29 protein-coding genes, 2 pseudogenes and 1 riboswitch are annotated in these 26695 nt (G+C 53.9%); of the genes and pseudogenes, 19 read left to right on the forward strand and 12 right to left on the reverse strand.

Annotation, left to right across the window (positions count from 1 at the left end):
• The gene (locus ACQE2I_RS05175; RefSeq protein WP_427030401.1) at window positions 1-495 is read right to left on the reverse strand and encodes a nodulation efficiency, NfeD-like protein; all 495 of its coding nucleotides are present in this window, start codon (window positions 493-495) and stop codon (window positions 1-3) included.
• 179 nt (window positions 496-674) lie between these two features.
• On the opposite strand from ACQE2I_RS05175, the gene ACQE2I_RS05180 reads away from it, so the two are divergent.
• The 6 genes and pseudogenes from ACQE2I_RS05180 to ACQE2I_RS05205 all read left to right on the forward strand — a co-directional run.
• Window positions 675-1391: a trimeric intracellular cation channel family protein gene (locus ACQE2I_RS05180; RefSeq protein WP_427030402.1), complete on the forward strand. Its 717-nt coding sequence runs from the start codon at window positions 675-677 to the stop codon at window positions 1389-1391.
• 295 nt (window positions 1392-1686) lie between these two features.
• Window positions 1687-2394 (forward strand): DUF3581 family protein, encoded by a 708-nt coding sequence (locus tag ACQE2I_RS05185; protein WP_427030403.1) that lies wholly within the window; start codon window positions 1687-1689, stop codon window positions 2392-2394.
• A gap of 348 nt (window positions 2395-2742) precedes the next feature.
• Complete coding sequence (locus ACQE2I_RS05190; protein ID WP_427030404.1) at window positions 2743-4242, forward strand: CoA-acylating methylmalonate-semialdehyde dehydrogenase; 1500 nt, start codon at window positions 2743-2745, stop codon at window positions 4240-4242.
• Between the two features lie 56 nt (window positions 4243-4298).
• Complete coding sequence (locus ACQE2I_RS05195) at window positions 4299-4901, forward strand: peroxidase-related enzyme (RefSeq protein WP_427030405.1); 603 nt, start codon at window positions 4299-4301, stop codon at window positions 4899-4901.
• Between the two features lie 43 nt (window positions 4902-4944).
• Window positions 4945-5052, forward strand: a riboswitch (TPP riboswitch).
• The gene (locus tag ACQE2I_RS05200) at window positions 5042-6454 is read left to right on the forward strand and encodes a sodium:solute symporter family transporter (RefSeq protein WP_427030406.1); all 1413 of its coding nucleotides are present in this window, start codon (window positions 5042-5044) and stop codon (window positions 6452-6454) included. (Overlaps the previous riboswitch by 11 nt.)
• A pseudogene (locus tag ACQE2I_RS05205) lies at window positions 6426-6728 on the forward strand (CorA family divalent cation transporter); the annotation flags it as partial. The gene ACQE2I_RS05200 and the pseudogene ACQE2I_RS05205, both read left to right, overlap by 29 nt.
• 14 nt (window positions 6729-6742) lie before the next feature.
• Here ACQE2I_RS05205 and ACQE2I_RS05210 read toward each other — a convergent pair.
• Entirely contained in the window at window positions 6743-7999 is a 1257-nt protein-coding gene (locus ACQE2I_RS05210) for an ISL3 family transposase (protein ID WP_427029281.1), read from the reverse strand.
• Between the two features lie 80 nt (window positions 8000-8079).
• On the opposite strand from ACQE2I_RS05210, the pseudogene ACQE2I_RS05215 reads away from it, so the two are divergent.
• The 4 genes and pseudogenes from ACQE2I_RS05215 to ACQE2I_RS05230 all read left to right on the forward strand — a co-directional run.
• Window positions 8080-8751 (forward strand): annotated as a pseudogene (locus ACQE2I_RS05215) (magnesium transporter CorA family protein); the annotation flags it as partial.
• 120 nt (window positions 8752-8871) lie between these two features.
• Window positions 8872-9450: an NnrU family protein gene (locus ACQE2I_RS05220; RefSeq protein WP_427030407.1), complete on the forward strand. Its 579-nt coding sequence runs from the start codon at window positions 8872-8874 to the stop codon at window positions 9448-9450.
• A gap of 60 nt (window positions 9451-9510) precedes the next feature.
• Complete coding sequence (locus ACQE2I_RS05225) at window positions 9511-10701, forward strand: zinc-binding dehydrogenase (RefSeq protein WP_427030408.1); 1191 nt, start codon at window positions 9511-9513, stop codon at window positions 10699-10701.
• Window positions 10702-10727: 26 nt separating this feature from the next.
• Entirely contained in the window at window positions 10728-11762 is a 1035-nt protein-coding gene (locus ACQE2I_RS05230) for a proline racemase family protein (protein ID WP_427031390.1), read from the forward strand.
• Here the strand turns inward: ACQE2I_RS05230 and ACQE2I_RS05235 are convergent.
• Window positions 11735-11968: a DUF1289 domain-containing protein gene (locus ACQE2I_RS05235; RefSeq protein WP_427030409.1), complete on the reverse strand. Its 234-nt coding sequence runs from the start codon at window positions 11966-11968 to the stop codon at window positions 11735-11737. The genes ACQE2I_RS05230 and ACQE2I_RS05235 overlap by 28 nt on opposite strands.
• Complete coding sequence (arfB, locus tag ACQE2I_RS05240) at window positions 11968-12384, reverse strand: alternative ribosome rescue aminoacyl-tRNA hydrolase ArfB (RefSeq protein WP_427030410.1); 417 nt, start codon at window positions 12382-12384, stop codon at window positions 11968-11970. Before arfB ends, ACQE2I_RS05235 begins: the two co-directional genes overlap by 1 nt.
• 198 nt (window positions 12385-12582) lie before the next feature.
• On the opposite strand from arfB, the gene ACQE2I_RS05245 reads away from it, so the two are divergent.
• From ACQE2I_RS05245 to ACQE2I_RS05255, 3 genes are all read left to right on the forward strand, one after another.
• Window positions 12583-13197 carry a flavin reductase family protein gene (locus tag ACQE2I_RS05245; RefSeq protein WP_427030411.1) on the forward strand — a complete coding sequence of 205 codons (615 nt, stop codon included), beginning with the start codon at window positions 12583-12585 and terminating at the stop codon, window positions 13195-13197.
• A gap of 194 nt (window positions 13198-13391) precedes the next feature.
• Window positions 13392-13961, forward strand: coding sequence for a DJ-1/PfpI family protein (locus ACQE2I_RS05250; RefSeq protein WP_427030412.1), 570 nt, complete (start codon window positions 13392-13394; stop codon window positions 13959-13961).
• A 130-nt stretch (window positions 13962-14091) separates the two neighbouring features.
• Complete coding sequence (locus tag ACQE2I_RS05255; RefSeq protein ID WP_427030413.1) at window positions 14092-14454, forward strand: ribbon-helix-helix domain-containing protein; 363 nt, start codon at window positions 14092-14094, stop codon at window positions 14452-14454.
• Between the two features lie 18 nt (window positions 14455-14472).
• Here ACQE2I_RS05255 and ACQE2I_RS05260 read toward each other — a convergent pair whose 3' ends face one another.
• Window positions 14473-15240: a DUF1499 domain-containing protein gene (locus tag ACQE2I_RS05260; protein ID WP_427030414.1), complete on the reverse strand. Its 768-nt coding sequence runs from the start codon at window positions 15238-15240 to the stop codon at window positions 14473-14475.
• A 64-nt stretch (window positions 15241-15304) separates the two neighbouring features.
• Here ACQE2I_RS05260 and ACQE2I_RS05265 point away from each other — a divergent pair, with 64 nt between their 5' ends.
• Complete coding sequence (locus tag ACQE2I_RS05265) at window positions 15305-15655, forward strand: hypothetical protein (protein ID WP_427030415.1); 351 nt, start codon at window positions 15305-15307, stop codon at window positions 15653-15655.
• Between the two features lie 29 nt (window positions 15656-15684).
• Here ACQE2I_RS05265 and ACQE2I_RS05270 read toward each other — a convergent pair whose 3' ends face one another.
• Both ACQE2I_RS05270 and ACQE2I_RS05275 read right to left on the reverse strand, forming a co-directional pair.
• On the reverse strand, window positions 15685-15918 hold the full coding sequence (locus ACQE2I_RS05270; RefSeq protein ID WP_427030416.1) for a DUF3820 family protein: 234 nt from the start codon (window positions 15916-15918) through the stop codon (window positions 15685-15687).
• A 38-nt stretch (window positions 15919-15956) separates the two neighbouring features.
• Window positions 15957-16832, reverse strand: a complete 876-nt coding sequence (locus tag ACQE2I_RS05275; protein WP_427030417.1) for a LysR substrate-binding domain-containing protein — start codon at window positions 16830-16832, stop codon at window positions 15957-15959.
• A 132-nt stretch (window positions 16833-16964) separates the two neighbouring features.
• Between ACQE2I_RS05275 and ACQE2I_RS05280 the strand changes: the two genes are divergently transcribed.
• Window positions 16965-17390: a VOC family protein gene (locus ACQE2I_RS05280; protein ID WP_427030418.1), complete on the forward strand. Its 426-nt coding sequence runs from the start codon at window positions 16965-16967 to the stop codon at window positions 17388-17390.
• Window positions 17391-17410: 20 nt separating this feature from the next.
• Here the strand turns inward: ACQE2I_RS05280 and ACQE2I_RS05285 are convergent, their stop codons facing one another.
• Complete coding sequence (locus ACQE2I_RS05285) at window positions 17411-18304, reverse strand: AraC family transcriptional regulator N-terminal domain-containing protein (RefSeq protein WP_427030419.1); 894 nt, start codon at window positions 18302-18304, stop codon at window positions 17411-17413.
• Window positions 18305-18525: 221 nt separating this feature from the next.
• Here ACQE2I_RS05285 and ACQE2I_RS05290 point away from each other — a divergent pair, with 221 nt between their 5' ends.
• The 4 genes from ACQE2I_RS05290 (at window position 18526) to ACQE2I_RS05305 (ending at window position 22533) form a co-directional block, all read left to right on the forward strand.
• A complete protein-coding gene (locus ACQE2I_RS05290; RefSeq protein ID WP_427030420.1) occupies window positions 18526-19587 on the forward strand; it encodes an NAD(P)-dependent alcohol dehydrogenase in 1062 nt (353 codons plus the stop codon).
• Between the two features lie 327 nt (window positions 19588-19914).
• Window positions 19915-20646 (forward strand): oxygen-insensitive NADPH nitroreductase, encoded by a 732-nt coding sequence (gene nfsA / locus ACQE2I_RS05295; protein ID WP_427030422.1) that lies wholly within the window; start codon window positions 19915-19917, stop codon window positions 20644-20646.
• A gap of 108 nt (window positions 20647-20754) precedes the next feature.
• Window positions 20755-21720, forward strand: coding sequence for a zinc-binding metallopeptidase family protein (locus tag ACQE2I_RS05300; protein WP_427030423.1), 966 nt, complete (start codon window positions 20755-20757; stop codon window positions 21718-21720).
• A gap of 153 nt (window positions 21721-21873) precedes the next feature.
• On the forward strand, window positions 21874-22533 hold the full coding sequence (locus ACQE2I_RS05305; protein ID WP_427030424.1) for a hypothetical protein: 660 nt from the start codon (window positions 21874-21876) through the stop codon (window positions 22531-22533).
• A 464-nt stretch (window positions 22534-22997) separates the two neighbouring features.
• Here the strand turns inward: ACQE2I_RS05305 and ACQE2I_RS05310 are convergent, their stop codons facing one another.
• The 4 genes from ACQE2I_RS05310 to tnpA are packed head-to-tail and all read right to left on the reverse strand — an operon-like array spanning window position 22998 to window position 26640.
• Window positions 22998-24269 carry an IS1380 family transposase gene (locus tag ACQE2I_RS05310; protein ID WP_427030425.1) on the reverse strand — a complete coding sequence of 424 codons (1272 nt, stop codon included), beginning with the start codon at window positions 24267-24269 and terminating at the stop codon, window positions 22998-23000.
• 5 nt (window positions 24270-24274) lie between these two features.
• Window positions 24275-25909 carry an IS66 family transposase gene (gene tnpC / locus ACQE2I_RS05315; RefSeq protein ID WP_427028099.1) on the reverse strand — a complete coding sequence of 545 codons (1635 nt, stop codon included), beginning with the start codon at window positions 25907-25909 and terminating at the stop codon, window positions 24275-24277.
• A 45-nt stretch (window positions 25910-25954) separates the two neighbouring features.
• On the reverse strand, window positions 25955-26323 hold the full coding sequence (gene tnpB / locus ACQE2I_RS05320; RefSeq protein WP_427028100.1) for an IS66 family insertion sequence element accessory protein TnpB: 369 nt from the start codon (window positions 26321-26323) through the stop codon (window positions 25955-25957).
• A complete protein-coding gene (tnpA, locus tag ACQE2I_RS05325) occupies window positions 26323-26640 on the reverse strand; it encodes an IS66 family insertion sequence element accessory protein TnpA (protein WP_427028101.1) in 318 nt (105 codons plus the stop codon). Before tnpA ends, tnpB begins: the two co-directional genes overlap by 1 nt.
• Window positions 26641-26695 lie beyond the last annotated feature (55 nt).

Here is a 26695-nt window from a genome sequence, read left to right on the forward strand (position 1 = left end):
TTAAGGTTCCTTGCGTGGGGAATTGTCATCTTGAGGGGCACTATCTGCGGGCTGATGTAGCGTGACCAGCGCAGTGGTGCCTTCAAAACGCCTAAATACAACCGTTGTGCCGTTGGGTAACTCGATTTCACCAGTATCAAGTACGCGTAAACGATAAAAATCGCCGTTTACTTTAATGCCCGTGGCATCATCAAAATCTCGGCGCAGAGTAATGTAGTGATTGCCTTTCTCCACGCCCGTACCTGTTGTGCCATAAGCAACGCCACGGGGGGAGAAACGCGGACGAATCACCATGATGCAGAGTGGCAACAATATTCCAGTAAAAATAGCCATGCTGAGCAGCTGCCAGGGAAGCGTTAATCCCAACGCAGTAACGGCTGCTGTGAGCGCAGCGGCAATCCCTAGTGCCAGTAGCACCATCGCGCCAGAAGTCAGTTCACCCAAGCTAAGCAGTAGCGCCAGCACAAGCCAGCTATAAGCTGGATTCCAGTCCATAGCAGTTTCCATTCCGTTATTATTGCGATATATCAGCGTAACCTACTCATAGGTATTTATCGCCCTTAGAGTATAAGTGTTGACGTCAATAAACTCATAAAGGGTGCTATCCTGCCTGCCTTCATAGATATCGAGCATTAGGTATCGAGCATTAGGTATCGAGCATAAAGGAGAGGGACGTGTCGGGCGTGGTCTATTGGCTGGATATGGCGGGGGTCATCGTGTTCGCACTATCGGGCGTGATTTTGGCGTGCCGGTCGCGCATGGATCCGATTGGTATGCTGGTTTTGGCGGCGGTAACTGGCATTGGCGGGGGCACGCTGCGCGATTTAGTGCTAGGCGTCAGGCCGGTGTTTTGGGTGACCGACCCGACCTACCTGTGGGTGATTTTAGCCACTGTGGTTATTTCGCTGTTGGGGTTTCACTATATCCACCGCCTGTCGCGGGGCTTTTTGCCCATCGCCGATGCGTTTGGGTTGGCACTGTTTACCGTGATTGGTGCCCATAAAGCGCTGCTGCTGGGGAACTCGGGCACAGTGGCAGTGTTGATGGGCATGATGACCGGTGTAGCAGGCGGCATGATCCGTGATGTGTTGGCCCAGCGAGTACCGATGGTGCTGCGCGAAGAGGTGTACGCCACGGCGGCGATGGCCGGAGGGGTCGTTTACGTGGCGCTGGATGCACTGGAGGCGCCACTGACGATAGCGATTGCCGCCTCGCTAGGCGTCACCCTTGGGCTGCGTTTGGCGGCGATCCATTGGCACTTGGCGTTGCCAGTGTTTGCTTGGGTCACTGTGCCGCCAAAAACGCATGATCAGGCGGAGGTTCCGCTCTCTACACCGCAAAAAGCCAAAGAGCGGGTTAAGATGATTCGCCGTGAGCGCAAAAAACGCTAGGCAACGATTATTGGTATTACCTACCATTGGTTTCCTGCCAGCGGTCAAACCAGCAGGTCGCTTGATCACTCAGGAGAGCTAAACGACCATGAGTAATAGCCAGCGAAAATTAGGAAAGGTAGGCCAATCAACACCCTCAGCAGCAGACGGGGGGAGGCGGGTTTAACGAGAGTTCGCGTCGGACATAGTGGCTTTCCTAGCAGATCACTCCTGTTGGGGCGTGTTTTGTGGCATTATACGCGACGTTGGGCAGTGACGGGTTTTCGATTTCAACGCTAGGCAGGCAACAAACGCCATGTTCAAGGATTTTTACACGCAGCGCGGAGAGTATGTGGTGATCTCCGCAGAGCAGGCCAGTCGTTTCGCCAAAGGCGTGGCGGGTGACTACAACCCTATTCATAATCTGGATGCACGCCGCTTTTGTGTCCCCGGTGACCTGCTGTTTGCGCTGGTACTCGCAACGTTTGGGCTATCGCGGCAAATGGAGTTTCGCTTCACCAACATGGTGGGAGCTGACACGCCGCTTAAGTTTAGCGAAGCAGACGATGGCACGTTGCACATCTGCGATGAGAGCGGTAAGTGCTACCTGCAGGTGGTGCGCAGTGGTGAGATTACCCGCGATACTGAAGCGGTGGAAGCATTTGCTCGCTGCTATGTGGCATTTTCAGGCAAAAACTTCCCTCACTATCTCAAACCATTAATGGAGCAACACGGGGTGATGTTTAACCCTAAACGTCCTTTGGTTATCTACGATAGCATGGGGTTTTCGCTTGAGCGGTTAGATGGCTTCTCACCCGGCTTGACGTTGAACCATTCCTCGTTAGAGGTTTATGGCAAGCGGGCTGATGCACTGTTGGATTTCTCGATTGAGTCAGCGGGTGAAGCGGTCGGTGTCGGCTCCAAAAAGCTCGTGGTAAGCGGTCTTTGTGATTACGACGCCAAGGAAATGGCCGCCATTGTAGAAGAGTTTTACCGCTTAAAAGCCGCCTACGAGATGGCCTAACGCCCTAACCAATGAGTGACCTCAGCCAGCCAGTGGCACCACATCAACTTCTACTTCTACTTCCAGCCGGTGCTTACCGCCGCCGTTCAAAACGCCTTTGAGCGGTGCGACATCGGCGTAAGCCAGGCGGCTTTCCTTTGAAAGCCCATAGCCAGCGCGGTGCCTCTAGGGAAAGGCTAATTGACGTCGCGCTGCAGATTCTGTTTACTCATACAATGTCTGGTTGACGTTAACGTCAACTTGCTGCTATACCCTGTGCTCTTGCCTTACAGCGACGTGCTTTATAAAAACCGCTTTTTTATAACAACCACCGCCATAACAACCACAATCAACAATAGGAGCAACGCTATGTCCGTTCGCGAAATTCCCATGTATATCGATGGCCAGCCCGTACCGTCGCAAAGCCAAGAGTGGCGCGATGTGGTTAACCCGGCGACACAAGAAGTGGTTGCCCGGGTACCGTTTTGTACCGCTGACGAAGTAGAGCGCGCTATCAGCAGTGCTAAAGAGGCGTTTAAAGAGTGGCGTAAAATGCCCCTGGGCAAGCGCATGCGTATTATGCTCAAGCTTCAAGCGCTGATCCGCGACAATACCGCAGAGCTTGCGGCATTGATTACCGAAGAGCATGGCAAAACCCTGCCGGATGCGGAAGGTGAAGTAGGCCGTGGCTTGGAAGTGGTGGAACACGCCTGTTCGATTACCTCGCTGCAGCTGGGTGAACTGGCGGAAAATGCTGCCAACGAGGTGGATGTATACACCATGCACCAGCCGCTGGGAGTAGGGGCGGGGATTACCGCGTTTAACTTCCCTATCATGCTGCCGTGCTTTATGTTCCCGCTGGCAATTGCTACCGGTAATACCTTTGTTCTGAAACCTTCAGAGCAAGACCCAAGTTCCACCATGCGTTTAGTTGAGCTGGCTCACGAAGCAGGCGTGCCCGCAGGTGTGCTCAACGTGGTTCACGGTGGCCCGGATGTGGCTAACCAAATTGCTGACCATCAGGATATTAAAGCGCTCTCGTTCATCGGTTCTACCCACGTGGGCTCGCTGCTGTATAACCGTGCGGCAGCGGCGGGCAAGCGCATGCAGGCGATGATGGGCGCCAAAAACCACTGTGTGGTGATGCCCGATGCTAACCGTAGCCAAGCGATCAACAACCTGCTGGGTTCAGCCTTTGGCGCTGCAGGCCAACGCTGCATGGCAAACTCGGTAGTCGTGCTGGTCGGCGAGGCGCGCGAGTGGCTGGGCGATATCGTCGATGCGGCGCGCGAGATGAAAGTTGGCCCGGGTACTCAGCTAGATGCGGATTTGGGCCCGCTGGTATCACCAGCAGCCCGTGATCGCGTGCTGCGCTTGATTGATGCCGGCGAAAAAGAGGGCGCTAAACTGATGGTCGATGGGCGCAATGTTCAGGTCGAGGGCTATCCCAACGGTAACTTTGTCGGGCCGACCCTGTTTGCTGATGTGACGGCGGATATGACCATTTACCGCGAAGAGATTTTTGGTCCGGTACTGTGTGTGGTGAGTGTTGAAACACTGGATGAAGCGATTGCCTTCATCAACGCCAATCCTAACGGTAACGGCACCTCTATCTTTACCAACTCTGGTTGGGTGGCGCGCCGTTTTGAAACGGATATTGAGGTTGGCCAAATCGGTATTAACGTGCCGATTCCGGTGCCGGTCGCTTACTTCAGCTTCACCGGCTCGCGGGCTTCAAAGCTGGGCGATTTAGGCCCCAATGGCAAACAGGCAATCGCTTTCTGGACGCAAACCAAAACGGTGACAGCGCGCTGGTTTGAACCTGAAAATGTCTCCAGCGGAATCAACAGCACGATCTCGCTTGGCTGAAGAATGTTAGCGTCCGCCATTGCAACGGCAAATCCATTCACAATAATGAGGTGACTATGCTTGCACCATTAAGCCGTTTTAACGTGCCTGAAACGCTCGAGGATTTGCCGGAAGATATCCGCAACACCATTATGGAGGTGCAGGCAAAAGCGGGTTTTGTGCCCAATGTGTTTCTGATGTTAGCTCATCGCCCGGCAGAGTTTCGGGCTTTTTTTGCCTATCACGATGCGTTGATGGAGCGCGAGTCAGATTCGCTTACAAAAGCGGAAAAAGAGATGATCGTAGTCGCCACTAGCGCGCGTAACCGCTGTTTATACTGCGTGGTTGCCCACGGGGCGCTGGTACGAATTTATAGCAAAGACCCTCTGCTGGCAGATCAAGTTGCGATCAATCATCGCGTGGCGCCGATTAGTGAGCGCCATCGTGTGATGCTCGATTTTGCTATGCACTGTGCCATTGACGTCGGTGAATTGACCGATCAGTGGCTCACGAACCTGCTAGAAGTGGGCTTTACTCAGGAGGATTGCTGGGATATCGGTGCCATTGCGGCGTTTTTTGGCTTATCGAATCGGTTAGTGACGCTAGCAGGCACACCGCCTAATGAGGAGTTTTACTTAATGGGGCGTGTGCCCCGTAGTGATACTGCAGGCACTACTTAAGCTTTACTAGGGCGTTTTTATCGGTAAGGATAGCGCCTACATTCACTGTCGCCAGGGGAGCCCAATTAGAAAGGGCTGAGAATGCGCAGCGCGCAGACCCTGGAACCTGATCCGGTTAGTACCGGCGGAGGAAGTGCGACATGCTTTACCTAACATCAGCCGTGCTTGGCGCGGCGCTGTGCTGCTTTGCTTTTTTGGGCCTACGTGCCCGCCGGGTAGATGGCCCACTAGATGACTATGTCACCGCGCGCAACTCGCAAACGGCTTCGACCCTTGGATTCTCCTTTCTTGCCTCCGGAATGGGCGCGTGGATTCTCTTTGCTCCCCCCGAAATTGGCGCTTTTGTTGGCCCGCTCGCCCTCGCTGGTTATGCGTTAGGCTCTGCGCTGCCATTCATTGTATTGGGGCTTTATGGGCCTAAGATTCGTCGTGCGCTACCCGAGGGGCGCAGTATCGCCGAGTTTGCTGAAGCCTGCTATGGCGTAGGCGTACGGCGCTGGGTCACGCTAGTGTCGGTCGGCTATATGGCCTGCTTTTTGGCCGCTGAGCTAACCGCCATTGGCGCGATCACCGCGTTACTTTCTGATGTGCCGCCCGCGCTGGTCATTGTTGGCGTGGCCCTTACCACTCTGGTTTATACGGCAGTTGGCGGGCTGCGCGCCAGCCTTGCCACGGACCGTTGGCAGGCATGGCTGCTGCTTGCGCTTCTGTTAGCGGTGGGTAGCGTGGCGTTGTGGCGGTTGCCTGCAATACCTAGCGAAGCGGCGCTGCCTTCAATTCCTGTCGCCAGTGCGCTCAGCGTCGCGTTAACGCTGGTTATCGCCGTCACGGCGGCGAATCTCTTTCATCAGGGGTACTGGCAACGCGTTTGGGCTGCCCGTGATGATCGAAGTTTGGGGCGCGGTGCTTGGTTAGGCGGCGCGATGACGGTAGCAGTGGTAATGGTGATTGGTGGTTTAGGCATGCTGGCCGCCATGAGTGGGATCTCCCTCGGCGAGCCACCCATGCCGTTTTTTGCGCTGCTAACGGAGGCGCCTGCATGGCTGACGCTGCCTGCCTTAGTGCTGGCGGTCACCTTGGTGGCCTCCAGCGTTGATACACTACAAAATGGTATCGCGTCTTTGGTTGTCGCACGCAGTGAACAGCAGGGTGTTTCATTGGTTGCTGCCCGCTGGGTGACGGTAGTTGCGATGATCCCGGTGGTAGTGATTGCCTTGCAGGGTTTGTCGGTACTGCGGCTATTTTTAATGGCCGATTTACTGTGTGCCGCTATTGTGGTGCCCGTACTGCTTGGCCTATGGCAACGCATGACGCCATTCGCGGCTATTGCCGGTGGAGTGGCAGGGTTACTAGGCGCGATTCTACCGGGCTGGTTCAGTCAGGGCAGCCTGCTGGCGGGCGCGGTTGCGGCGAGTTTCCCGGACAGTATTCCCACTTTGGGGCCGTTCCTAGGCGCTTTAATTGCTTCAACGCTAGTGAGTGTGCTGATTGCTCACTCAAGGCTCGCTATTCGCAAGGACGACCATGATTCGAACTATTCTGACCACTCCTGAAGGCGAAACCCATGAGGGCGATGAGCACCTGATGTCGGTATGGCAAGCCACGCCAGGCAGCCATATTTGGATCGATATGCAGGGCGAGACGCAGGAGAGCGAGCGTAAAATTTTCGAGGCGTTTGAGTTTCATCCGATGGCGATTCAGGACGCCCATAAAGAGCGCCATCCGCCTAAGATCGAAGAGTTTGATAACCACACGTTGATTATTTATCGCGGTATTTCCTCCTTCGATGCTGAACTTAACTACCTGCCTCAGCAGGTGTGTTTTTTTGGTTCTTCGTCACTTCACGTGGATTTGGCCTGATCGAATAGGCGGCCCACCGGGCTGCCAATCAGGTAGATCATGGCGATAAAGTTGGCCTCGTTCCGGTAGCCACGTGCCCGTGACCGAGCCGCTTGGAACAGACCATTCATTCCTTCCAGTCTTGCGTTCGTCAGTCCCGAGAGCCAGCGTCTGACCACCGCGTCGGCGTGCCGCTCAAGCGTCGCCAGGGCTTTCCCCATCGGCTTCAGCAGTGACTTTTCAGACACCGCCGCCTGCATGACCTTGAGGTAGTTCGTGATGCGCCACCGAGCCGCTCTGGGCGTTGGAGCCTTCTGGATCCAGCGTAGCTTCTCCTTGATCACCCAGGCATCGGCCGTGGCGCTCTGATCGGCCACCAACTCCTGGAGCGCCGAAAGCTGTTTGGGTGTCAGGTTCTTGTTATCCAGGTTCTTCAGCAGGGCCCAGCGCAGCGACTTGGGGTGCCCCTGCTCCCGGCGCTCTTTCTTGCGTACCTCGTCCAGCCGCTTGGTGAAGGTCTGTACGATATGGAACCAGTCGACCGTTACCTCGGCCTTGGGAAGGTGCTCGGTCACGCCGCTAAGGAAGGCTGGCGACATATCGCAGACGACCTCGACCACATTATTCGGGTCGCCGCCATGGGCCGCCAGGAAGGCGCTGAAAGCCTGGATGGCATCCTTGCCGCAGCCTGGGACGGCAAAGATAACCGGTTCCCGCTTGCGCTGCATGTCGAGGAACACCGTGACATAGCGATGACCGCGCCGGGAGGCGGTTTCGTCCACGCCGACCGTCACCACCTTGGACAGATCCAGTTCCCCCAACATGCGGCCAACGTAGTGGTGCACGATGCGCCATAGTCGTTTGTCGGAAATCTCCAACTGGCGGGAGACGGCCAGTACCGGCATCTCCTTGACCAGTGACATGGCCGCTTGCTCGAACAGCAGGGTAAAGTCGCTGCCCGGCCGGGCCCAGGGCACCTCTATGCGCTTGACGCCATGGTCAGGACACTTCGTGCGCGGCACGCGAGCATGCAGGTAACAGTGATGCTGAAAGAAGTTCAGATGCCGCCAGGTTTTGTCGGCAAAGTCATGAGCTTGGCAGGCCTTACCACATTCTGGGCAGGGATAGAAACTGCCTCGCTCCGCCTCGACATAGAGGTTCAGGCGGTGGGGCGACACGGCGGTATCCAGGTACTGGTTCTTGAGGATCCAGGGCGCTTCCAAGCCCAGGCCGAGTGTTAGAATCTGGGTGCCGTCCATGTCATACCTCCTGCCGCTGTGGAGGTCATATTCTGGCCCAGCTCAGGGGGCGAATTCCACACCCAACGTCGAAGAGCCGTTTTTTTGTAGGTGAGCGGTTTCTGGTGACCCTACACACTGGCCAAGCGCTCTCCATTGAGCGCCTTTTCAACGAGCACGGAAAAGCCCTACTGGCCCACTCGCCGGAACACGTCGCGCTGCGGGTGATGTATATTTCGGCGGGTTTTTATATCGACAGTCTGCTTGAGTTTGAAACAGCGTTAAGCGACCTGGAGGACGAGCTATTAGAAAATGGTAATGATGCGCTCATGCGCAAGATCATCACGTATCGCTCCCGGCTGGTTAAGATGCGCCGTATCTTTAGTTATCACCAGGGCATTACCCAAGAGTTAACGGCCTATGACTACGAGCATTTGCCGCGAGAGGAGAGCGAAACCCTTCACGCTATTAACGATGTAGCGGACCGCTTTGAACGCCTCTATACCTTAACTCAGATGTATTACGACATTTGCGGGGACCTAATAGATGGTTATATCTCTATTTCGTCTCACCAGCTAAACATCACCATGCGTGTTCTCACGGTGATTACCGCGATCTTTGTACCGTTAACGTTTATCGCCGGTATCTACGGCATGAACTTCGAGAACATGCCTGAGTTGCGCTATGAGTACGGCTACTTTTTTGTATGGGGTGCGATGCTGGGGATCGGTGGAATACTGATTTGGTTATTTAAGCGCAAACATTGGTTTTAGCCCGTGAGCGAAAAGTTGACGCATACATAGGTGGTGAGCGGTTGAGTGTGGCATCCTTTGCAGCGACCAAGACTATAAGGCATCAAGCCGTCGGCTAGCGTATTACCCAGGAGTATTTCCATGACCATTATGATTATCGGCCTACTGATTTTTTTAGGCAGCCACTCTTTACGTATCTTTGCTGAAAACTGGCGCCAGCAACAGATTGCAAAACTCGGCGAAGCGAACTGGAAAATCGCTTATTCGGCAGTATCCATCGTTGGCTTGGCCATTGCCATTTATGGTTTTGGCCAAATGCGCCTTGATCCTATCAATATCTGGTACCCGCCAATGGCAATGCGCCATGCAGTGGCGTTGCTGATGGTGCCTGCGATTATTATGTTGGTGGCGGCCTACGTGCCGGGCAATGCTATTAAAGCCAAGCTGGGTCACCCGATGATACTGGCAGTGAAAATCTGGGCCTTTGCTCACCTGCTGGCCAACGGACGCCTAGGCGATATTATCTTTTTCGCAGCCTTTCTTGTGTGGGCTATCCTGGCGTTCAAAACTGCCAAAAAGCGCGACCGTCTTACACCGTCTGCCCCCGTAAGCACAAATAAAATGGCCACCATTGCTACCGTGCTCGTAGGCTTGATAGCCTATGTGGTGTTTGCATTTTACCTCCATACCGCGCTGATTGGCGTACCTGTTTTTAGCTAATCTGTCTTTTGCTAATCTCTGTTTAGTCATCGGGCGTTAGCCCAACCGAGGAGCCACCCCATGGCTGAAACGACACATACGGTGCCAACCACAATGGCTGCCATGCTATTGGCCGGACATGGCGGTATCGAAAAGCTGGAATACCATCAGGATGTTGCTACGCCGCAACCCAAGGCAGGCCAAGTAGTGGTGCAAGTGACCGCAACGGCGAAGAACAACACGGATCGCAAAGCGCGCGAAGGGCTTTATCCCACTAAAGACAAGGGCGATGTTACCTCCTTTGCCATGGGCGGTACCCCAACGTTAACCTTCCCACGGATTCAAGGTGCCGATGTGGCAGGTCGTATAGTGGCGGTCGGCGAAGGCGTTAGTGCTGGGCGCATTGGCCAGCGAGGGTTACTCGATTTTAATATCTACGCCGACGAGCGCCGCGATATTAATCTAACGCCGGATTATTACGGCCATGGAGCCGACGGCGGGTTTGCCGAGTATATCGCCGTGCCTGCAGATCAGTTTTATCACGTGCCCAATCCTGAGTTGCACGACGCGGAGCTTGCCTCCATGGGGATGTGCTCGTATCAAACCGCTTACCACATGATGACCGCCGCTAAAGTGAGCGCTGGCGAGCGTGTACTGGTCAGTGGTGCCAGCGGCGGAGTGGGCACCGCGCTCATCCAGCTTTGCCGCATTATTGGCGCTATTCCCTATGCGGTCAGCCAGTTAGATAAAGCCGACGCACTAAAAGCGCTAGGCGCGGAAGCGGTGATTGACCGTGGCGACTTGCCGACGTTTGTTGATCGGGTGCTGAAAACCACTGGCGGCAAACCGATTGATGTGGTGATGGACTTGGTCGGCGGTGAGATGACCAACCTGTTTATCGATACCATGATTGTTGATATGCAGGGGCGTAAGAGCTATCCACGTCTTTCTATTGCGGGTGCCAGCGGTGGCAACCTGAGCGAAATGATGTGGACCCGGGTGTATCTTTACCAAGTGCAAATTTTTGGCGTCTCCCACGGCACCCGTGAGGAGGCTGAACAGCTGGTGGCCTGGATTCGCAGCGGCGAATTAAAGCCTGTGCTCCACGCCGCCTTTAAGCTGTCTGATCTACACGCTGCCGAGCGCTACTTTGTCAATAGGGGTAGTAATTACCTGGGCAAAATTGTGCTTGTTCCTGACGCTCAGTGGGCGTCTCACGGTGCGCCGTTCGCCCTTGAAAAATCCTCTTCTGCTGACCAGGAGCGCCGCTAGTGCATAATCTGCATATCATCCAGCTAATGGATACTCACGCGGGTGGCGATGTTAGTCGTATCGTCACCGGGGGAGTTGATGTACTGCCTGGCGCCACCGTGCGCGAGCAGATGGAGTACCTGCGCGATGACGCCGATGGGCTGCGCCGCCTGCTGCTGGAAGAGCCCTACGGTATTCCAGAAATGTCGGTTGATTTGCTAGTGCCTGCCTGCCATCCGGAAGCGGTCGCGGGCTACATTATTATGGAAGTAATGGGCTACCCCATTTACTCCGGCTCCAATACGCTGTGTACGGCCACTGCGGTACTGGAGAGCGGCATTGTGCCCAAGCAGGAAGGTATTCAGCGCTTTAAGCTGGAAGCGCCGGCAGGGTTAGTGCAAATCGAAGCAAAGGTGCATAACGGGGTAGTGGAATCGGTTACCTGTGGCGGCCTACCTAGCTATATCGACACCTACCGCGATACGATTCAAGTGCCGGGTATTGGTGAGGTTACTTATTCGATTGCCTATAGCGGCGGTTTTTACGCCTTGGTTGATGCCACCGAACTGGGGTTCAAACTTTCGCGTGATGAGGAGCGCGCCCTCTCCGAGTGTGCCTATAAAATTGTTGAAGCGATTAAAGCGCAGCGTGGCTTTTCTCACTACACCCTCGGCGACGTAGGTCCACTACCATTTCTGCACTTTATGGGGCCTGAAGAGCGGATAGGGGAAGGCTTTACGCGTTCACGTTCAACCACCTATGTTCATCCTGGCGTTATTTGCCGCAGCACAACGGGCACCGGGACGTCGGCACGCTTGGCGCTAATGAATTACGAAGGGCGTTTGAATGTAGGCGACAAGTTAGAGACGGTTTCACTACGAGAGACGGGGTTTATCGGCACCTTCACCGGCACCCATCAGGAGGGCGCATATCAAGTCGTGGAGAACACCATTACCGGGCGCAGCTATGTGCTGGCGCACTCAGATATTGTGATTAACTGTGATGATCCGATGGTGGCCTGTGGTGAGCTACACCACATATTGAGTGATCGACATCAGCACGCTGAGCCTTCAGCGACGTAGTCTTTAGTGACATAGTCTTTAGTGGCATAGTCTTTAGCGACATAACCTTCGGTTTCTAAGCGTTCCCATACCGGGGTTTTTTCGGCCTCGGTCATACTGCTCCAACCGGTAATTTCATCCAGTGTTCGGCCACAGCCTTCGCACACCGATGTCGTTGGCTCAATCTGGCAGATTTGTACGCAGGGTGAAATTGGTCGTCCAGTCATTACGATGCCGATACCTTTCCGCGCAGCGATTTAATTTTGCCCTTGCGGGTTTTGTGGTCAACACGACGGCGCTGCGAGCCTTTGGTGGGCTTAGTGGCGCGGCGTATTTTTTGCTGTTTATTGGCACTCTGTATCAACTCTTTTAAACGTGCCAGGGCATCCTCTTTATTCAGTTCAAGCTTGCGATGACTTTGAGCTTTGATTATCACCACACCCTCTTTACTGATGCGCTGGTCGGAAAGCGCCATTAAGCGCTCTTTATAGAGCGGTGGCAGAGTGGAGCTCAGAATATCGAAGCGCAGGTGTACCGCTGAGGCGACTTTATTGACGTTCTGGCCGCCTGCGCCTTGGGCGCGAATCTGGCTGATATCAATCTCCCAATCAGCCAGGGTAACGTTACTGGAAATGCTGAGCATTAATGGCCCCTGTGTTACTCGTGAACCCATAAGGCTAGCACAATTGGCACGGAGGCAGTGGTCGTTGCACTATTTAGCGCGCCCTATTCGCCAGCTAGATTGTTGACTGGCCGCATCGATAATGACAAAAAAGGGCGTAGTGGGCTTTGCTGTTATAAAGTGATACTAGCCTGAAAACCCACTAGCAAGGAGCCATCCATGAGCGACTACCTTTTAGATGAATCCCCGTTAAGCCCCGGCGTTATTTATCGGCTGTTATCCGGCAGCATTTGCCCCCGGCCAATTGCCTGGGTGTCCACTCAGGATAAGCAGGGAAGTGCCAATTTAGCGCCGTTTTCCTTCTTCAATGTCGCCAGTGTGAATCCACCGGTGCTGGCATTTTCGCCATTGCTTAATGGCAGCGGCGAGCTAAAAGATACGGTGCGTAATTTAAATGAAGTACCTGAGTGCGTTGTGCATGTCGGCAGTGAAGGGTTAATTGAAGCGCTCAATACCACCAGCGCTAGCCTACCACCGGAAGATGACGAGTTTACCTTAGCGGGGTTGGATAAAGCTGAGATGGCGGGCGTTAGCGTGCCTAGGATTGCCAGCGCTCCCATCGCATTTGGCTGTAAGCTATACGACATGATTCGCTTTGGCGACCAGCCGCTGGCAGGCACGTTAGTGCTGGCTCAGGTGGTATCCATTCATATCGATGACACCCTGTGGGACGGTCGCCATGTGGATATGGATCTTCTCAAACCCGTTGGCCGTCTAGCTGGCAGCGATTACATCCGTATTAGCGATCGTTTTGCCATTGAACGCCCTGCTTAACAATTTAATAAATCAATGTAGGTGACGTGTGCACCCACCATTACAACCACCTGCTCCGTAATTTAGCAAAGGTTGTAGTGTAGTAGTGGCTTACTACCCACTGACAAAAGGCGCTTGCTAGTCTTATTTAACACGCTCCGCGTGTGCTCAAACACTCGACCCATAACCATAAGATAAATAAGAGGAGCACTGAGATGAGCAGCAAGCGCATTTTAATGATTACCGGCGATTTCACTGAGGATTATGAAACCATGGTGCCGTTTCAGGCACTCATGGCTGTCGGCCACCGTGTCGATGCTGTTTGCCCTGGGAAAGCCTCGGGCGACACTGTGGCAACGGCGATCCATGATTTCGAAGGCGATCAAACCTATTCTGAAAAGCCTGGCCACCGCTTTGCACTGAACGCTGATTTCGCCGCTACTAACCCCGCCGACTACGATGCCTTAGTAGTACCCGGCGGGCGGGCACCGGAATATCTTCGCCTAAACAAAGAGGTGCTAACCATGGTTCAGCACTTTTTTGAGACCAATAAGCCCGTGGCTGCGATTTGCCATGGCGCGCAGTTATTAGCCGCCGCCAAGGTGCTGGAAAGTCGGCAATGTTCCGCTTATCCAGCTTGCCAGCCAGAGGTAGAGCTAGCGGGTGGCCACTTCGCCAGTCTGGAAGTAACCGATGCGGTCACCGATGGGAACTTGGTTACTGCACCCGCGTGGCCTGCCCACCCGGCATGGCTTGCGCAGTTTATGGCGCTACTGAATAAGTAAGCCTATCAGCACGGTTAACGACGGTTGCGCCCGGCACCTGCTGGGCGCACTGTGTTGTTTTGGCTAGGCTAACGGTCGCCCGCTACACTCATCATTTGTACGGGTACTAATTCGCCGAGAGGCAATTCCCATGTGTAAACTATTTGTTCAAGCCGACCCTGAACTGTGGCGCAGTGCGACGCACTCGCTGCGTATTGATGGGATGGTCACCAGCGTCCGAATGGAAAATTATTTCTGGTACATTCTTGAAGAGATCGCCCAGCGCGATGGAATGAACACGGCTCAGATGATTACCCGGCTGTATCATGAATCTATTGATGCTGGGCACGATTTGGGTAACTTTACCTCGTTTCTACGCGTTTGTGCGCTGCGTTATCAAGCGCTTCAATTAAGCGGCGATATTCCCACTCAGCACCAAGTGCCTATTGCAGCCCTAGATGCTGAGCAAATTTTGGCTCGCGAAAGCGGCAACAGGCCGGATTCATTGCACTAATTAAGCCCAGAAAGACCGTTATCGGAGTCTTGCCTCAAGCGCCGTTAGAAATGCTTCAATACGTGCAGCGTTGGTGCCCACATCGCTGGCGCCAAGGCGTGATGCCGAGCGCATATCTACCTGCACGCCGTTTTCAACTTCAGTAAAGCGAATGACGACGTCATCTTGAAAGCCAAACCAGCGCGTTGTCGCGGTGGCTTCTATGTGCTTGTCAGTAATTCGGGCGATGCGCCAGCCAGCCTCTTCCGCCTCTGCTTGGGCAGCCGCCAGCACCGTTTGCGGGGGAGCGTCGAGAACCAATGGCCCAATGTTGGGGTATGCCGCTCGCTGCTGACTAGCGGTTGTTTCGCCGGGGTAGTCGATCGCGTTAGGCGCGGCCTCGCGTGCATCGGCCAAGGCCTCAAAGAGAGGTGGGTTTTGCATGTCAGTGGTGATGTCGTGGATGGGCGGCGCGCTTTGAGCCCGTTGCCAGTGCTGCCACGGCACGTAAAGTAGCGCGGCGGCACTAACAATCACCAGCGTCGCTACCACTGCTGGCGTAGTGCGACGAGCAAACATACTTAATAGCAGCGCGGTTAGGCTTATTGCCACTGCGCCACCTGCGGCATAAACGCCGTTGCGCAAGAGGTTAAACGCCTCGCCTAACGAGATAAGCTCACCGCGATAGGCCGGACCTGCACCCGCCATCATCAATACCGCTGCGAATAAAAAGAGTACGCTTATAGCCGCGAATAGGCTTGGCCAACGGCCGCCACGGGGGCGTGAGGCTTTGCAGAGGGGGGACATGTCTTCTCCTTATCGCATCGTATTCCGGTATTCTTAGCACACATATTAAGCGAATAGGGTTTTCATGACCGATAAAGCGGCAGCTATACGCCAGTTGCTCCTCAGTGCACCACGGGAAGCACTGCCAATGACTTATCAGCAGGTGGCGACTGCCCTGACGTTAACGCCACCGCGTACCATCGCCCAGGTAACCCGTGCGCTTGAGCAGTTAATGCGTGAAGATGCCGCGCAGCAAAAGCCGTTTATATCGGCACTGGTCGTCAGCCGCCGGGGCGAGGGGATGCCTGGCGTTGGTTTTTTTGAGTTAGCCGTCGCGTTAGGGCGCTTTCCTGCTGATACCGCTGGCCACAAAACGGCTTACCAAGCTGAGTTTCAGCGCGCCCTGAATGAACGCAACAACGATCATAAAAGCTAACATAGGAGCGACTATAAGCATTATTAGCGCTAAGTTTCGCCGCGCCGGCTCGGCGTTTTTCGCAGTGGATCAAGTAGCGGGCCCAAGCCATTGTGGTCAATTTCCTGCATCAAATGCAGCAATTGGCCAATCTCTCCTGAAGGGAACCCCTCCCGGGCAAACCAGTTTAGATAGGGGCCTGGGAGGTCGGCGATTAAACGTCCCTCATACTTGCCAAAGGGCATGGTGCGAGTGATTAACTTTTCCAGATCCTCTGGTTTCATATATTAGCTCCGTTGAATTTAATTTAGTCGCGCTAATCTTAAGTATCAGGCCGCTGCGCGGTGTCACTAATCAGTTGAGCAAGTGCTCGAGCGGGTTCGCTTAAATGGCCTTTTGAAGGGTGAATTAAACCAATATCGCGGTGAAACGTCCGCTCGCCCAAATCGATGGCATGCACTCCTGCTGGCCAGCGTTGCTGCGCTATTGCCTGGGGTACCAGGGCAACGCCCACTCCTTTGGCGACTAGTTTAACGATAGCTTCTAGTTCATCGACTTCACATACTTCGCGCACATTGCAGTGGTTATCGCGTAAGAAGCGCTCCACTTGGCGACCGCCAAACGAGGCGCGATCGTAGCGGACAAACGGCTCACGGGTGATTAATTCACGCCACTGGCCGCCACTCACTTGAGACGGCACGATTAGCCTAAAGGGCTCATGGGCCAGGGGTGTCCAGCGCAAATCGCTGTGCAGTGAAAAGGGCGGACGAATAATCACCGCCATATCCAGCTCGCCAGCGTCGACTTGGTTGACCAGTTCCATGGAGAGCCCCGGGACTACGCGGGTACGGCACTCTAAAAAGGTATGATGAAAGCGCGCAAGTATATCGGGGAGTAGTGAGCGCTGAATGGAAGCGATAGCACCTATAGTGACGCGTTGCGTGGTGGGCCCGGCTAGCGAAGCCCCAAGTGTACTGTAAAGGGTTAACAAGGCGTTAGCCTGCTGCAACGTCTCTTGGCCCCGTTGGGTCAAGATAGCCGCGCGGCCTTTGCGCTCAAATAGATCAACACCCAGCTCTTGCTCCAAACGTTTCATTTGTGCGCTTACGGCTGCCTGAGTCAGGCCTATTTTATTGCCCGCCGCTGCAAATGTGCCTTCCTGGGCGACAGCCACTAGCGTCTTTAACTCACGGATCATTGATAAATCCTTTTTGTGAATCAGCCAAATAGTTATTGATTTTATTTTCCCATGCGCCGTCCTAGGATGCATACAGCGTGGCGGCATAAAGTGCCCACCATTTGATAAAAACGAAACAATCAGGAGACCTGCATGAGCCTTTCACCCTTTCATTTGGCAATTCCCGTTTATGATGTTGCGCTGGCGCGGGCGTTTTATAACGACGTGTTCGGCCTAGAAGAGGGCCGTTCCAGCGAACAGTGGGTCGACTTTAATTTCTTTGGCCATCAGCTAGTGATTCATGAGCAGCCGAAAACGCCGGGACAAGAGAGTGCTCACACCAATCCGGTGGATGGGCACAACGTTCCCGTGCCACACTTTGGCGTGATCTTGGAGTGGGACGAATGGGAAGCCCTGGCCGAGCGCTTGAAAGCGCGCGATACACCGTTTGTGATTGAGCCCTATGTGCGTTTTAAAGGCGAAGTGGGTGAGCAGGCCACTATGTTCCTACTCGACCCGTGTGGAAACGCCCTGGAGTTTAAGGCGTTTAAAGATATGAGTCAGGTATTTGCCAAGTAAGCGCTGCATTGAATCTCGTTTTAAGCGCGTAACGCCTGCTCCTGACGGCGATGCTGAAGCGGAGGCTCGCCAAAGTAGCGCTTATAGTCACGGCTAAACTGAGGCACGCTGCGGTAACCCACCGCCGCAGCGGCCTGATTGACGTTGTGATTATCCTGCAGCAGCAACTGCTGGGCTTTGATTAAGCGCAGTCGTTTTAAGTACTGAGCCGGTGACGAGCGGGTAATCTGCTTAAAGTGCTGGTGAAACGTCGACGCACTCATATTGGCCTGTGCGGCCAACTGTTCTACGCTAAAATTTTGGGCAAAGTGAGCGTGGAGTTTGGAGAGAACCCGCACAATGCGTGAATAGTTGCCATGCCCCAGTACCAGTGCCCTCAATGCTTGGCTTTGCTCTCCCTTTAACGCCTCAAATACCACATCACGTATACGTGCTGTGCCCATTGTGTTGCACTCAACCGTTGCATTTAGCGTGCGTGCCAAGCGCAAAACGGCATCCTGCATGCCCTCTGTCATGACCACTGAAGCCATCGGTAACGGTGCTTGGTCGTGATGCCCGGCATCACCCATAGCTGTGACCATCTCGCTTAACAGTGCTGGATCGAGGCGTACTGATATACCCAGCAACGGAGCTTCCGGTGAGCCGTAGGTCTCACACTCAAAGGGCAGTGGTAGCGTTTGAACTAAATAGTGGCCGGGATCGTAATGGATTTCTCGATCGCCCAAATAGCCCATTTTGCGCCCCTGGGCAATGATGGTCAGGCTGGGCTCATAAAGTAGCGGTGTCCGTACTTGATGGCGGCTTAAACAGAGTAACGACACGCCGGGTAGCGGCGTGGCATTGATACCGTCGCCTTTTACCAGTGGTGCGATAACGTCAGCCAGCGCATTGCCAGCCTGAACGGTGGAGGCCATGGTTGTTGCTCTCTGGTTTCTGGTAGATTTTGTATAATCATAACGATTTTTGGCTATTTTTTGTTATTTTATTACGTGCTATCGGAGGAATGGGTAAAAATGGCGTAGCTTCGTTCATCGCTATCTGAATGGATTAGGCCAATACTATCGGCATGCCTCGCACGCGGGGGAAATGCCTGCTGATTTATACGGCAGTCTTTTGATGATAAGGAGTTTCACCGATGAGCCAAGCCAAATCCTACGCGGCATTTGCTGCTGATAAGCCGTTAGCCCCCTTTACCTTTGACCGTCGTCAGCCCCGCCCCGATGACGTAGCAATTGAAATTCTTTACTGCGGCGTTTGCCACAGTGACCTGCACTTTGCCCGCAATGACTGGGGGATGAGCCAGTACCCCGTGGTGCCTGGTCATGAGATTGTCGGCCGCGTGACCACTGTTGGCGATAAAGTGTCGCGTTTTAAAGCCGGCGACCTGGTGGGCGTTGGTTGTATGGTGGATTCGTGCCGCACCTGTGCTGCCTGTAAAGACGGTGTAGAGCAGTACTGCCTGGAAGGCTTCACGATGACCTACGGCAGCGAAGATCGTCAGGACGGCACTATGACCCAGGGTGGCTACTCAGATTCCATCGTGGTCAGTGAGAACTTTGTGCTGCAAATGCCTGATGGCATTGATCTAGCCTCAGCGGCGCCGATTCTGTGTGCGGGTGTGACGACCTATTCACCGCTTAAGCACCACGGCGTAGGTAAAGGTCATAAAGTCGGTGTGATCGGCATGGGCGGTTTAGGCCATATGGGCGTTAAACTGGCTAAAGCACTAGGCGCTGAAGTTACCGTGTTCACCCGCTCCGACGCCAAAGTTGAAGAAGCGAAGCGTAACGGTGCTGACCACGTCGTTGTTTCCAGTGACCAAGCGCAGATGGACGCCGTCGCTGAAACCTTCGACTTTATGCTCGACACCGTGCCGGTACAGCACGACCTCAACCCCTACCTAACCTCGCTGAAGTATGACGGTACGCATATTATTGTTGGCCTGCTGGAGCCCATTGAGCCTGCTATTGAAGCGTTTAACCTCGTTTTCAAGCGCCGTGTGGTTGCCGGTTCGCTGATTGGCGGTATTGCCGAAACCGAAGAACTGCTCACGCTGTGCGCCGATCAGGGCATTACCTGCGATATCGAAATGCTCGATATCAACAAGATTAACGAAGGCTTTGAGCGGATGGAAAAAGGCGACGTACGCTATCGCTTCGTGATTGATATGGCGACACTGAAAGGCGCGAATGGTTAGTCTTATTAAATTAGATGTTTTTTAGCAAGTGGTAATGGTGCTACATCAAGACCGTTAAAGGTTATATATGACCCTATATATGCCGCATTACGATATTAATTCACCCATCGGAGTCATTCCGATACCCATGGGTTGCTGCGTGATGCGGCATTTATACTGCTTCAGAGGTGTGAGTTATGGGTAGCTCAACGCGGCATTCGTGACGCGATTCTCCATCTGCTTTAATCGGTATTGAGCGCAGCAAGCTAATCCTGTCATCTTATACAAATCTGTTACTCTGTAGGCCGTAGTTATTCAGATCAGCGTTACCCAGATAAGCGAGAAACCATGAACGACGTTATTAACTTACTGAAATCTCACCGCTCTATCCGTAAATTTAGTGACCGCGCGATTCCACGAGAGTTGCTGGTCGAGCTGATTCAAGCTGGTCAAGGCGCGGCAACCTCTAGTCATGTTCAAGCATATACCGTTATTCATGTTAAAAATCAGGCAAACCGTGAGCAGATTGCTGAGCTGGCGGGTGGCCAGAACTATGTCGCTACCTGTGCGGACTTTTTAGTATTTTGCGCTGATATGAAGCGGCCCACAGAGGCGTCTGAGCACACCGGCGCCAATGTTGTGCGGGGTATGACCGAACAATTGCTGGTGGCAACGGTAGATACGGCGCTGATGGCGCAAAACGTGTCGGTAGCCGCTGAGTCCGAAGGGTTGGGTATCTGCTACATCGGCGGTATTCGCAATAACCCCCAACAGGTTAGTGAACTGTTGCGCCTCCCCGAGCATGTTTATCCAGTGTTTGGTATGTGCCTGGGTTATCCCGACCATGAGCCTGAGGTAAAGCCTCGCCTGCCAGTAGAGGCGATTCTAAAGGAAGACTACTACACTGAAGACGGTGAGCAAGTGAAGGACTTCGACACGACTATGCAGGCTTACTATCAGGCTCGCAGCAGTAGTAATAAAGATTCTGATTGGTCGCACAATCTTAAACCGCTATTCGATAACAAGCTGCGTCCTCACATGCGTGACTTCTTGGTCGAGCGCGGTTTTGAAATGAAATAGCTTTGGAATGAAATAAGCGGCATGGGCACCTTTCTAATAGGGTTTTTGGGAAAGGCAGTGCTCAGTTACTCAGGGATGTCTTTTTATCGTGTTCAGGAGCTTTGCCGTATGCGCGTATTTGCTAATCCCGTCGGTTCTGGCTCCCTTTGGTTCGACAATCTCGCGACCGCTGATGGCACGCCCGTGGCCTATGATCCCCAGGCTCGTGCCTTTGTGCCAATGCCCCCTTTTTGCATCAATCGAGAGATTATCGGTTGTAATTGGATAGCGCCTGAAGAGGGCGCTTTTTGCCGCTCGTGCGCTATGACTGCGCTGGCGCCCGACCCCAGCATTCCCAACGCAATGCAAAACTGGGCGAAAACCGAAGCGGCTAAACGTTGGGTGCTCGATAATTTAGGCCGTTGGCACTGGTTTCGCCCTGAAGACCCAGGTGCGCCGCCTGTTTTCCACCTGCTCGCAGAGGGGCGTGCACCTGTACCGATGGGGCATGTAGAAGGCGTGGTAACTATTAGCGTGGCTGAAGTAGATCCTGTACTGGTCACCACACGGCGCGAGGCGTTGGAAGAGCCCTATCGTACGATGATTGGTCATATGCGTCATGAAATAGCGCATATGCTTTGGTGGCGGCTTAGCCTTAGAGAAGACTTTCTTGTCGCTTTTCGTGAAATGTTTGGTGATGAGCGTCAGGATTATACTGCTGCGCTTCAGCGCCACTATAACGATGGCCCACCGCCTAGCTGGAAAGATAGTTTTTTAACCACCTACGCTTCAGCGCACCCTCATGAGGATTGGGCTGAAACCGCTGCGCACTTGCTTCATCTAACCGATATAGCCGATAGCTTTGCAGCATCGAATCTTTCTTCACCAGAGCTTCCCAGTCACCAGTGGGAACCTTATGCGGAGCCAGACGCTGAGCGTTTGATCTATGTGGCAGCAGAGCTCACTGTGGGGGTTAATCATGTTAATCGCTCTATGGGATTACCTGATCTTTACCCTTTTGTACTCTCGGAGGCTGCCCGGCATAAGCTCGCATTTGTGCATGATTGGCTGCGCCGAGGCGCACAGGGGTTGTAATCGCGGCTGTAACCCGTTGCGCTAAAGACCTCGAAAACAGTGACGAACTGCCGTTATCGCCTATACTGCAGTTCAAGGCTTTATTAGCATGCCGATAACAAAAAAAGCCGCTGGGGAGATAGCTCCACCGGCCAACTAGCATGGAGATCGTACATGACCCTTGATCGCGCTTACCGTCTTTTAGCCGCCTTCTATAGTTTAATACTTATTATTGGTGTTATCGCTCTTATAGCCGGGGGAGGAACGCTATTTGCTCCTGTGTATTTGGTGCTGGGGGCGTTAGCCGTGATTGGGCTCTGGGGTTATATTTTAAAGCGCAGATTTATGAACCCCCGCATGTGGAGGCCGCTAGCAGGGGTACTCGCGGTAGGTATTGTAATTCAGCTATTTGTTATGTTAACTACGCCGCTATCAAGTGTTTTATTAACATGGATGCTAACCAGTAGTATTTTTGCAGTCCTGTTAGCCATCATGCTCTACCACTACGGCGAGCGTGATCAGCCTTTATGGGCGAGCGAAGAAGAGAGAGCGGCTGCCCGCCAGCTTGATGCCATGTTAACAGGGGAGTCACCGTTAACCGCCGTTCACCGTGAGAAAGATCGCGAGAACAGTGTTAAGGTGACGAAATTAAATGGTGGCTATCAAGCCAGTGTGACGCGACGGTCACAAGAAGGCCAAGAGCGTTTTGAAGAGCAATTTCGTTATCCTGAAACCCTGGTATTTTTCTTAGAAAAATTTACCAGCGTTACGGTAAATGATTTTAAAAATACAGCGTTAATTAGCAATGCTGATGACGAGAGGGTAAGGATATAGAGCAGTTTTATTAATTATTTTCCAATTCTTATCGAGAAAGAAGGCTGGTTTTCCAGCCTTTTAACTTTAAAATTAGTTTTCTGTATTTATTTGCATAGTAAGTTCTTTTTCGATATAAGCGTAAAATGGTATTAGTTGACTAGGAAGATTTTTTACCGCTTTATGTTGGTCAATGTAATAAGCAGCTCGAAAGCCACAATGGTTTATTATTTCTCCTACCTGTTGGAAATGAAGACCTGAGGCTTTGAGGAGTCTATTAAACCTTGGCTCAAGCATAGCAAAAACATGTCTTCTCTGAGCTAACCCGGATTTCTCACTGCACCTCAATGAGCTGCATAAATAGGTCGTAATACCGCCAACGGCCTATGACGACTGCTCAGATTGTCTACTATTTAACCAATTTCCACCGTCCAGACACACTTCCCCCTTCCCCCCATTGAGTCGGGCCGGGGGAGCCCGAGCAGTCAGCCCGGAGCCAACCGCCTGACGAGATCGGATAGTTCCGCCTTGTAAGGGTAGCTGTCACTCATCAGCACCCGGATTCGCCGGGTGTTGCGGATAATGACGGCCCCCACCTTGATCAGCTTGAGCCGCAGATTGCTCGGGCTCATACGCGCGAAGGGCGTCTTTTTCAGGTGTGTTCGTAATCGCTCGAACAGCGTATAGGCAAAGCCCGATAAGATCAGACGCCACTGATTGGCCCACCAGTGCGTGCTGGAGGTACGATCAGCAAACAGGCTCAGCTGTTGATCTTTAATCCGGTTCTCCATGTCGCCCCGAGCGCAGTACTGCTCGTAGTAGAGCTTGAAGCCGTCGTCATAACGGGAACTAATGATAAACCGGGGATTAGAGCCCAGTTCGCCTTCTTCCAGACGGGCCACCACCCAGCGTGGATACTTCCAGGCGTGTGCTTGATATTGGAAGCGGAACGTCTCTGCCACTTTCCCTCCCACCTGCCATTGGGTCTTGCGCACCAGCATCATGGGCACATCCACTTCCTTGAGCAGCCGACTGTTCTTGCCGATACCCACGATATAGTCAACGTGATGCCGATCGCACCAGTTGAGCATCCGGGAGCGACAAAAGTGACTATCACCTCGTAACACAAGGCGCGTATCGGGCCAGTACTGGCGAATAAAGCGCACCAGTAACGCCAGGATGGCCCAGCTGTGATGGCTGTCGCTGTGGTCACTGGTACGCAGATAGCTCACTAGCAGATGGCGGCCACAGAAGACATACAGCGGGAAGTAGCAATGGTGGTCGTAGTAGCCGTTGAAGAACTTGCCCGGCTGCTCGCCGTGAACCGGGATATCGGTACCGTCAAAGTCCAACACAATTTCCGCCGGTGGCTCCTCGTGCTGCTCGATGAAGTGGTGCCAAAGTAGTTGATGGGCCTTCACTATCGCCTGCCGATCCGCCTGCTGCTCCATCCGGCACAGCGTGGACTTGCCTGCCAAGGAGTCGTCCTGGCCAACCGCCGTTTGCAGCGCTTGATCAAAGCGAAGGGCTTCATGATCGTTCAGGTCTTCGTATCCAGCGGCCACGCCAAATACCCGTTGACGAACCATGGTGTCTAGCCGGTGGCGAATCTGTTCTGGATCCCGGGGATCGTGAAGTACCGAGGCTAGTCGGCGAGTCAGGCGATGTTGTTTATCGACCTCGCGCAGCAAAAACAGTCCGGCATCGGAGGTGATGTGACCGCCGGAAAAATCGTAAGCGCCATTAAACCGACCCACTTGCCCTAACCGTATTGAGCCGCTTTTTTTGAAGCCGGCAGCTCTGCATTCCAGGGCAAGAGCGTTTCGAGTTGTTCGAGGGTAACTGCATCGGCGATGTGCGTCAGCACATGATGGATGTAAGCCGACGGCTCCAGTCCGTTGGCCTTGGCCGTTTCGATCAGTGAGTAACAGGTGGCGCTGGCTTTCGCGCCCTGCGAGGTATCTGCGAACAGCCAAGCCTTTCGGCCTAGAGCGAACGGACGGATGGCATTTTCGGCACCGGCATTGCTGATCTTCAGATCGCCGCGTTTGCAGTAGCCCACTAGCGTGTCCCACTGGTTCAATGTGTAGTCCATGGCCTTGCGAGTGAGCGAGCCTTTCAGCACCTTGCTGGCGTTTTTCTCCAGCCAGGCCTTGAAGGTGCTCAGCAGCGGCAGGCTTTTTTCCTGACGCACCCGATAGCGCTCGGCGTCGCTCAATTCGTTCGCGGCTTTCTCAACGGCGTACAGTTTGCGGATGTGGCTGAGGGCCACATCGGCTTTCGATGGCTGGCCTTTTTTGCCCTTGGCTGGCGCGGCCCGGGAGGCTTCCACGAACTTACGTCGGGCATGGTCCCAACAACCGATGCGGGTCAGGCCGTTTTCACGGCAGACTTGCCCATAGCCGGAGTAGCCATCGGCTTGCAGGATGCCCTGGAAGTTATCCAGCAGGCGCACTGGCACCTGGCCGCCACGGGATGGGTCATAATCGAACAGTACCGAGGGTTTACCCGGTGGCCCGCCCCGGGTCACCCACATCCACTTGTCCGATTGGGCTTTTTTACCATCCTCCTTGAGGACCTGGATACGGGTTTCATCGGCCTGGAGGTAGTCACTGCCGTTCTGGGTTTCCCGCATCAGGTTCATCAGCGGTTTGAACACGTCGTTCAGACGGATAATCCAGTGGGCCATGCTGGTGCGGCTCAGGTCATGACCCAGGCGCTTGAACATCTGCTCCTGCCGGTACAATGGCAGGCCATCGGCGTACTTGGAGATGATCAGGTAAGCCAGCAGTGACGGTGTGGCAATGCACTTGCCCAGCGGGTGTGTAGACCGGGCGGCAGCGATAACGCGCTCTTCGCCGTCCTGCTCGAACACGGCCTTTTCCTGCCAGTACTCCAGAACTTTCAGTTGGGCCGGGATATATTCCAGCTCTTCTTTCACTTTGGTGAAGAAGGTCTTGCTGGCGCCGGCTTTCTCGTCGTCGCTGAGGGTTAGCTCAATACGCTCACGCAAGAGCGTGTCGGAGAAGCCGCGTTGACGGCGCTTGCGGGAGCGAGGCGGCGCATCGGCTTCTTCCACATCGTCAGGGAGTTCGTCGCGTAGTTCGTCAATCGCCACTTCCAGCTCGGCTTCATCGAACAACACGATCTGGTTGGGCTGTTTTTCACTGCTTGCGGCGAACTGCTGGATCTTCTTGTGGCGCAGCAGCTCTTCGAGAATGGCGATGTAATTGTCGCGACGCTGGAGGGTCTCATCATGCTGCTGCAACTGACTCTGCAGAGCCGCTTCTTTCGCGGCCAGTTGTTCCTGCAAATCGTTGATAACCGCCGCCATTTCAGCGGGCGAGAGACCGCTGAAATCGGGTGTTTTGGGCGTGTTATCAGGCGTTATTTTCATGGCGAAATTATAGCAAAAACAACGCCCTGACACACTTAAAAAGTGCTACCCAACGCTCTCATAATGCAGGGTTTTATGGCCCTGCAGCAGGGTGATGTCGTAGCCGTCCAGCAACCAGTTGATCTGCTCGCCGTCTAGCGGCATCAGCTCATCCGACGGCCCCGGCCACTTGAATTTCTCCTCGGCCAGGGACTTGTAATAGAGCACAAAGCCGTTGTCCTCCCACATCAGGCACTTGATCTTGTTCCGCTGTCGATTGGTGAACGCATAAAGCGCGCCGGAGAACGGATTATGACCTAACTCCTGCTCGACAATCAGCGCCAGGCCGTTGGCCTGTTTGCGGAAATCGATGGGCTGTCGATACAGGTAAATCTCCGGCAGGTCCCAGGAGGGGCGAAGGTACCGGTGGCGCATTACAGTTGCCTCAGAACAGCGCCCAGCAATTCTACATTGCCAGCGTGCAGACCGGTGATTGAGACACCGCCGGGCAATGACACCGTTAATCCTTCTGACGACTCCGGGCCAGGCACTGCCGATACCTTGGCAAAGCCGGGCGACGACACGGGTTGCTCCGGAAACGACGCCTCCGGTTCGGTCAGCTTTTTACGCCAATAAACAAAGCGGCAATAGGTTAGTGACTGCTGTTGGCAGTAGGCCATGCCGGACAAACCCGACGCCTGCCAGTCCTCGATATGCTGCTGCCAGAGACGTTTGCGTTCGGCGTGTGTCATGCTGATTCCTCCTGGTGTTTACGAGGAAATCAGTGTGGGCAATTTCAGGGCGTGG

The organism is Halomonas sp. H2 (assembly GCF_050215315.1).
Taxonomy (GTDB): Bacteria; Pseudomonadota; Gammaproteobacteria; order Pseudomonadales; family Halomonadaceae; genus Vreelandella.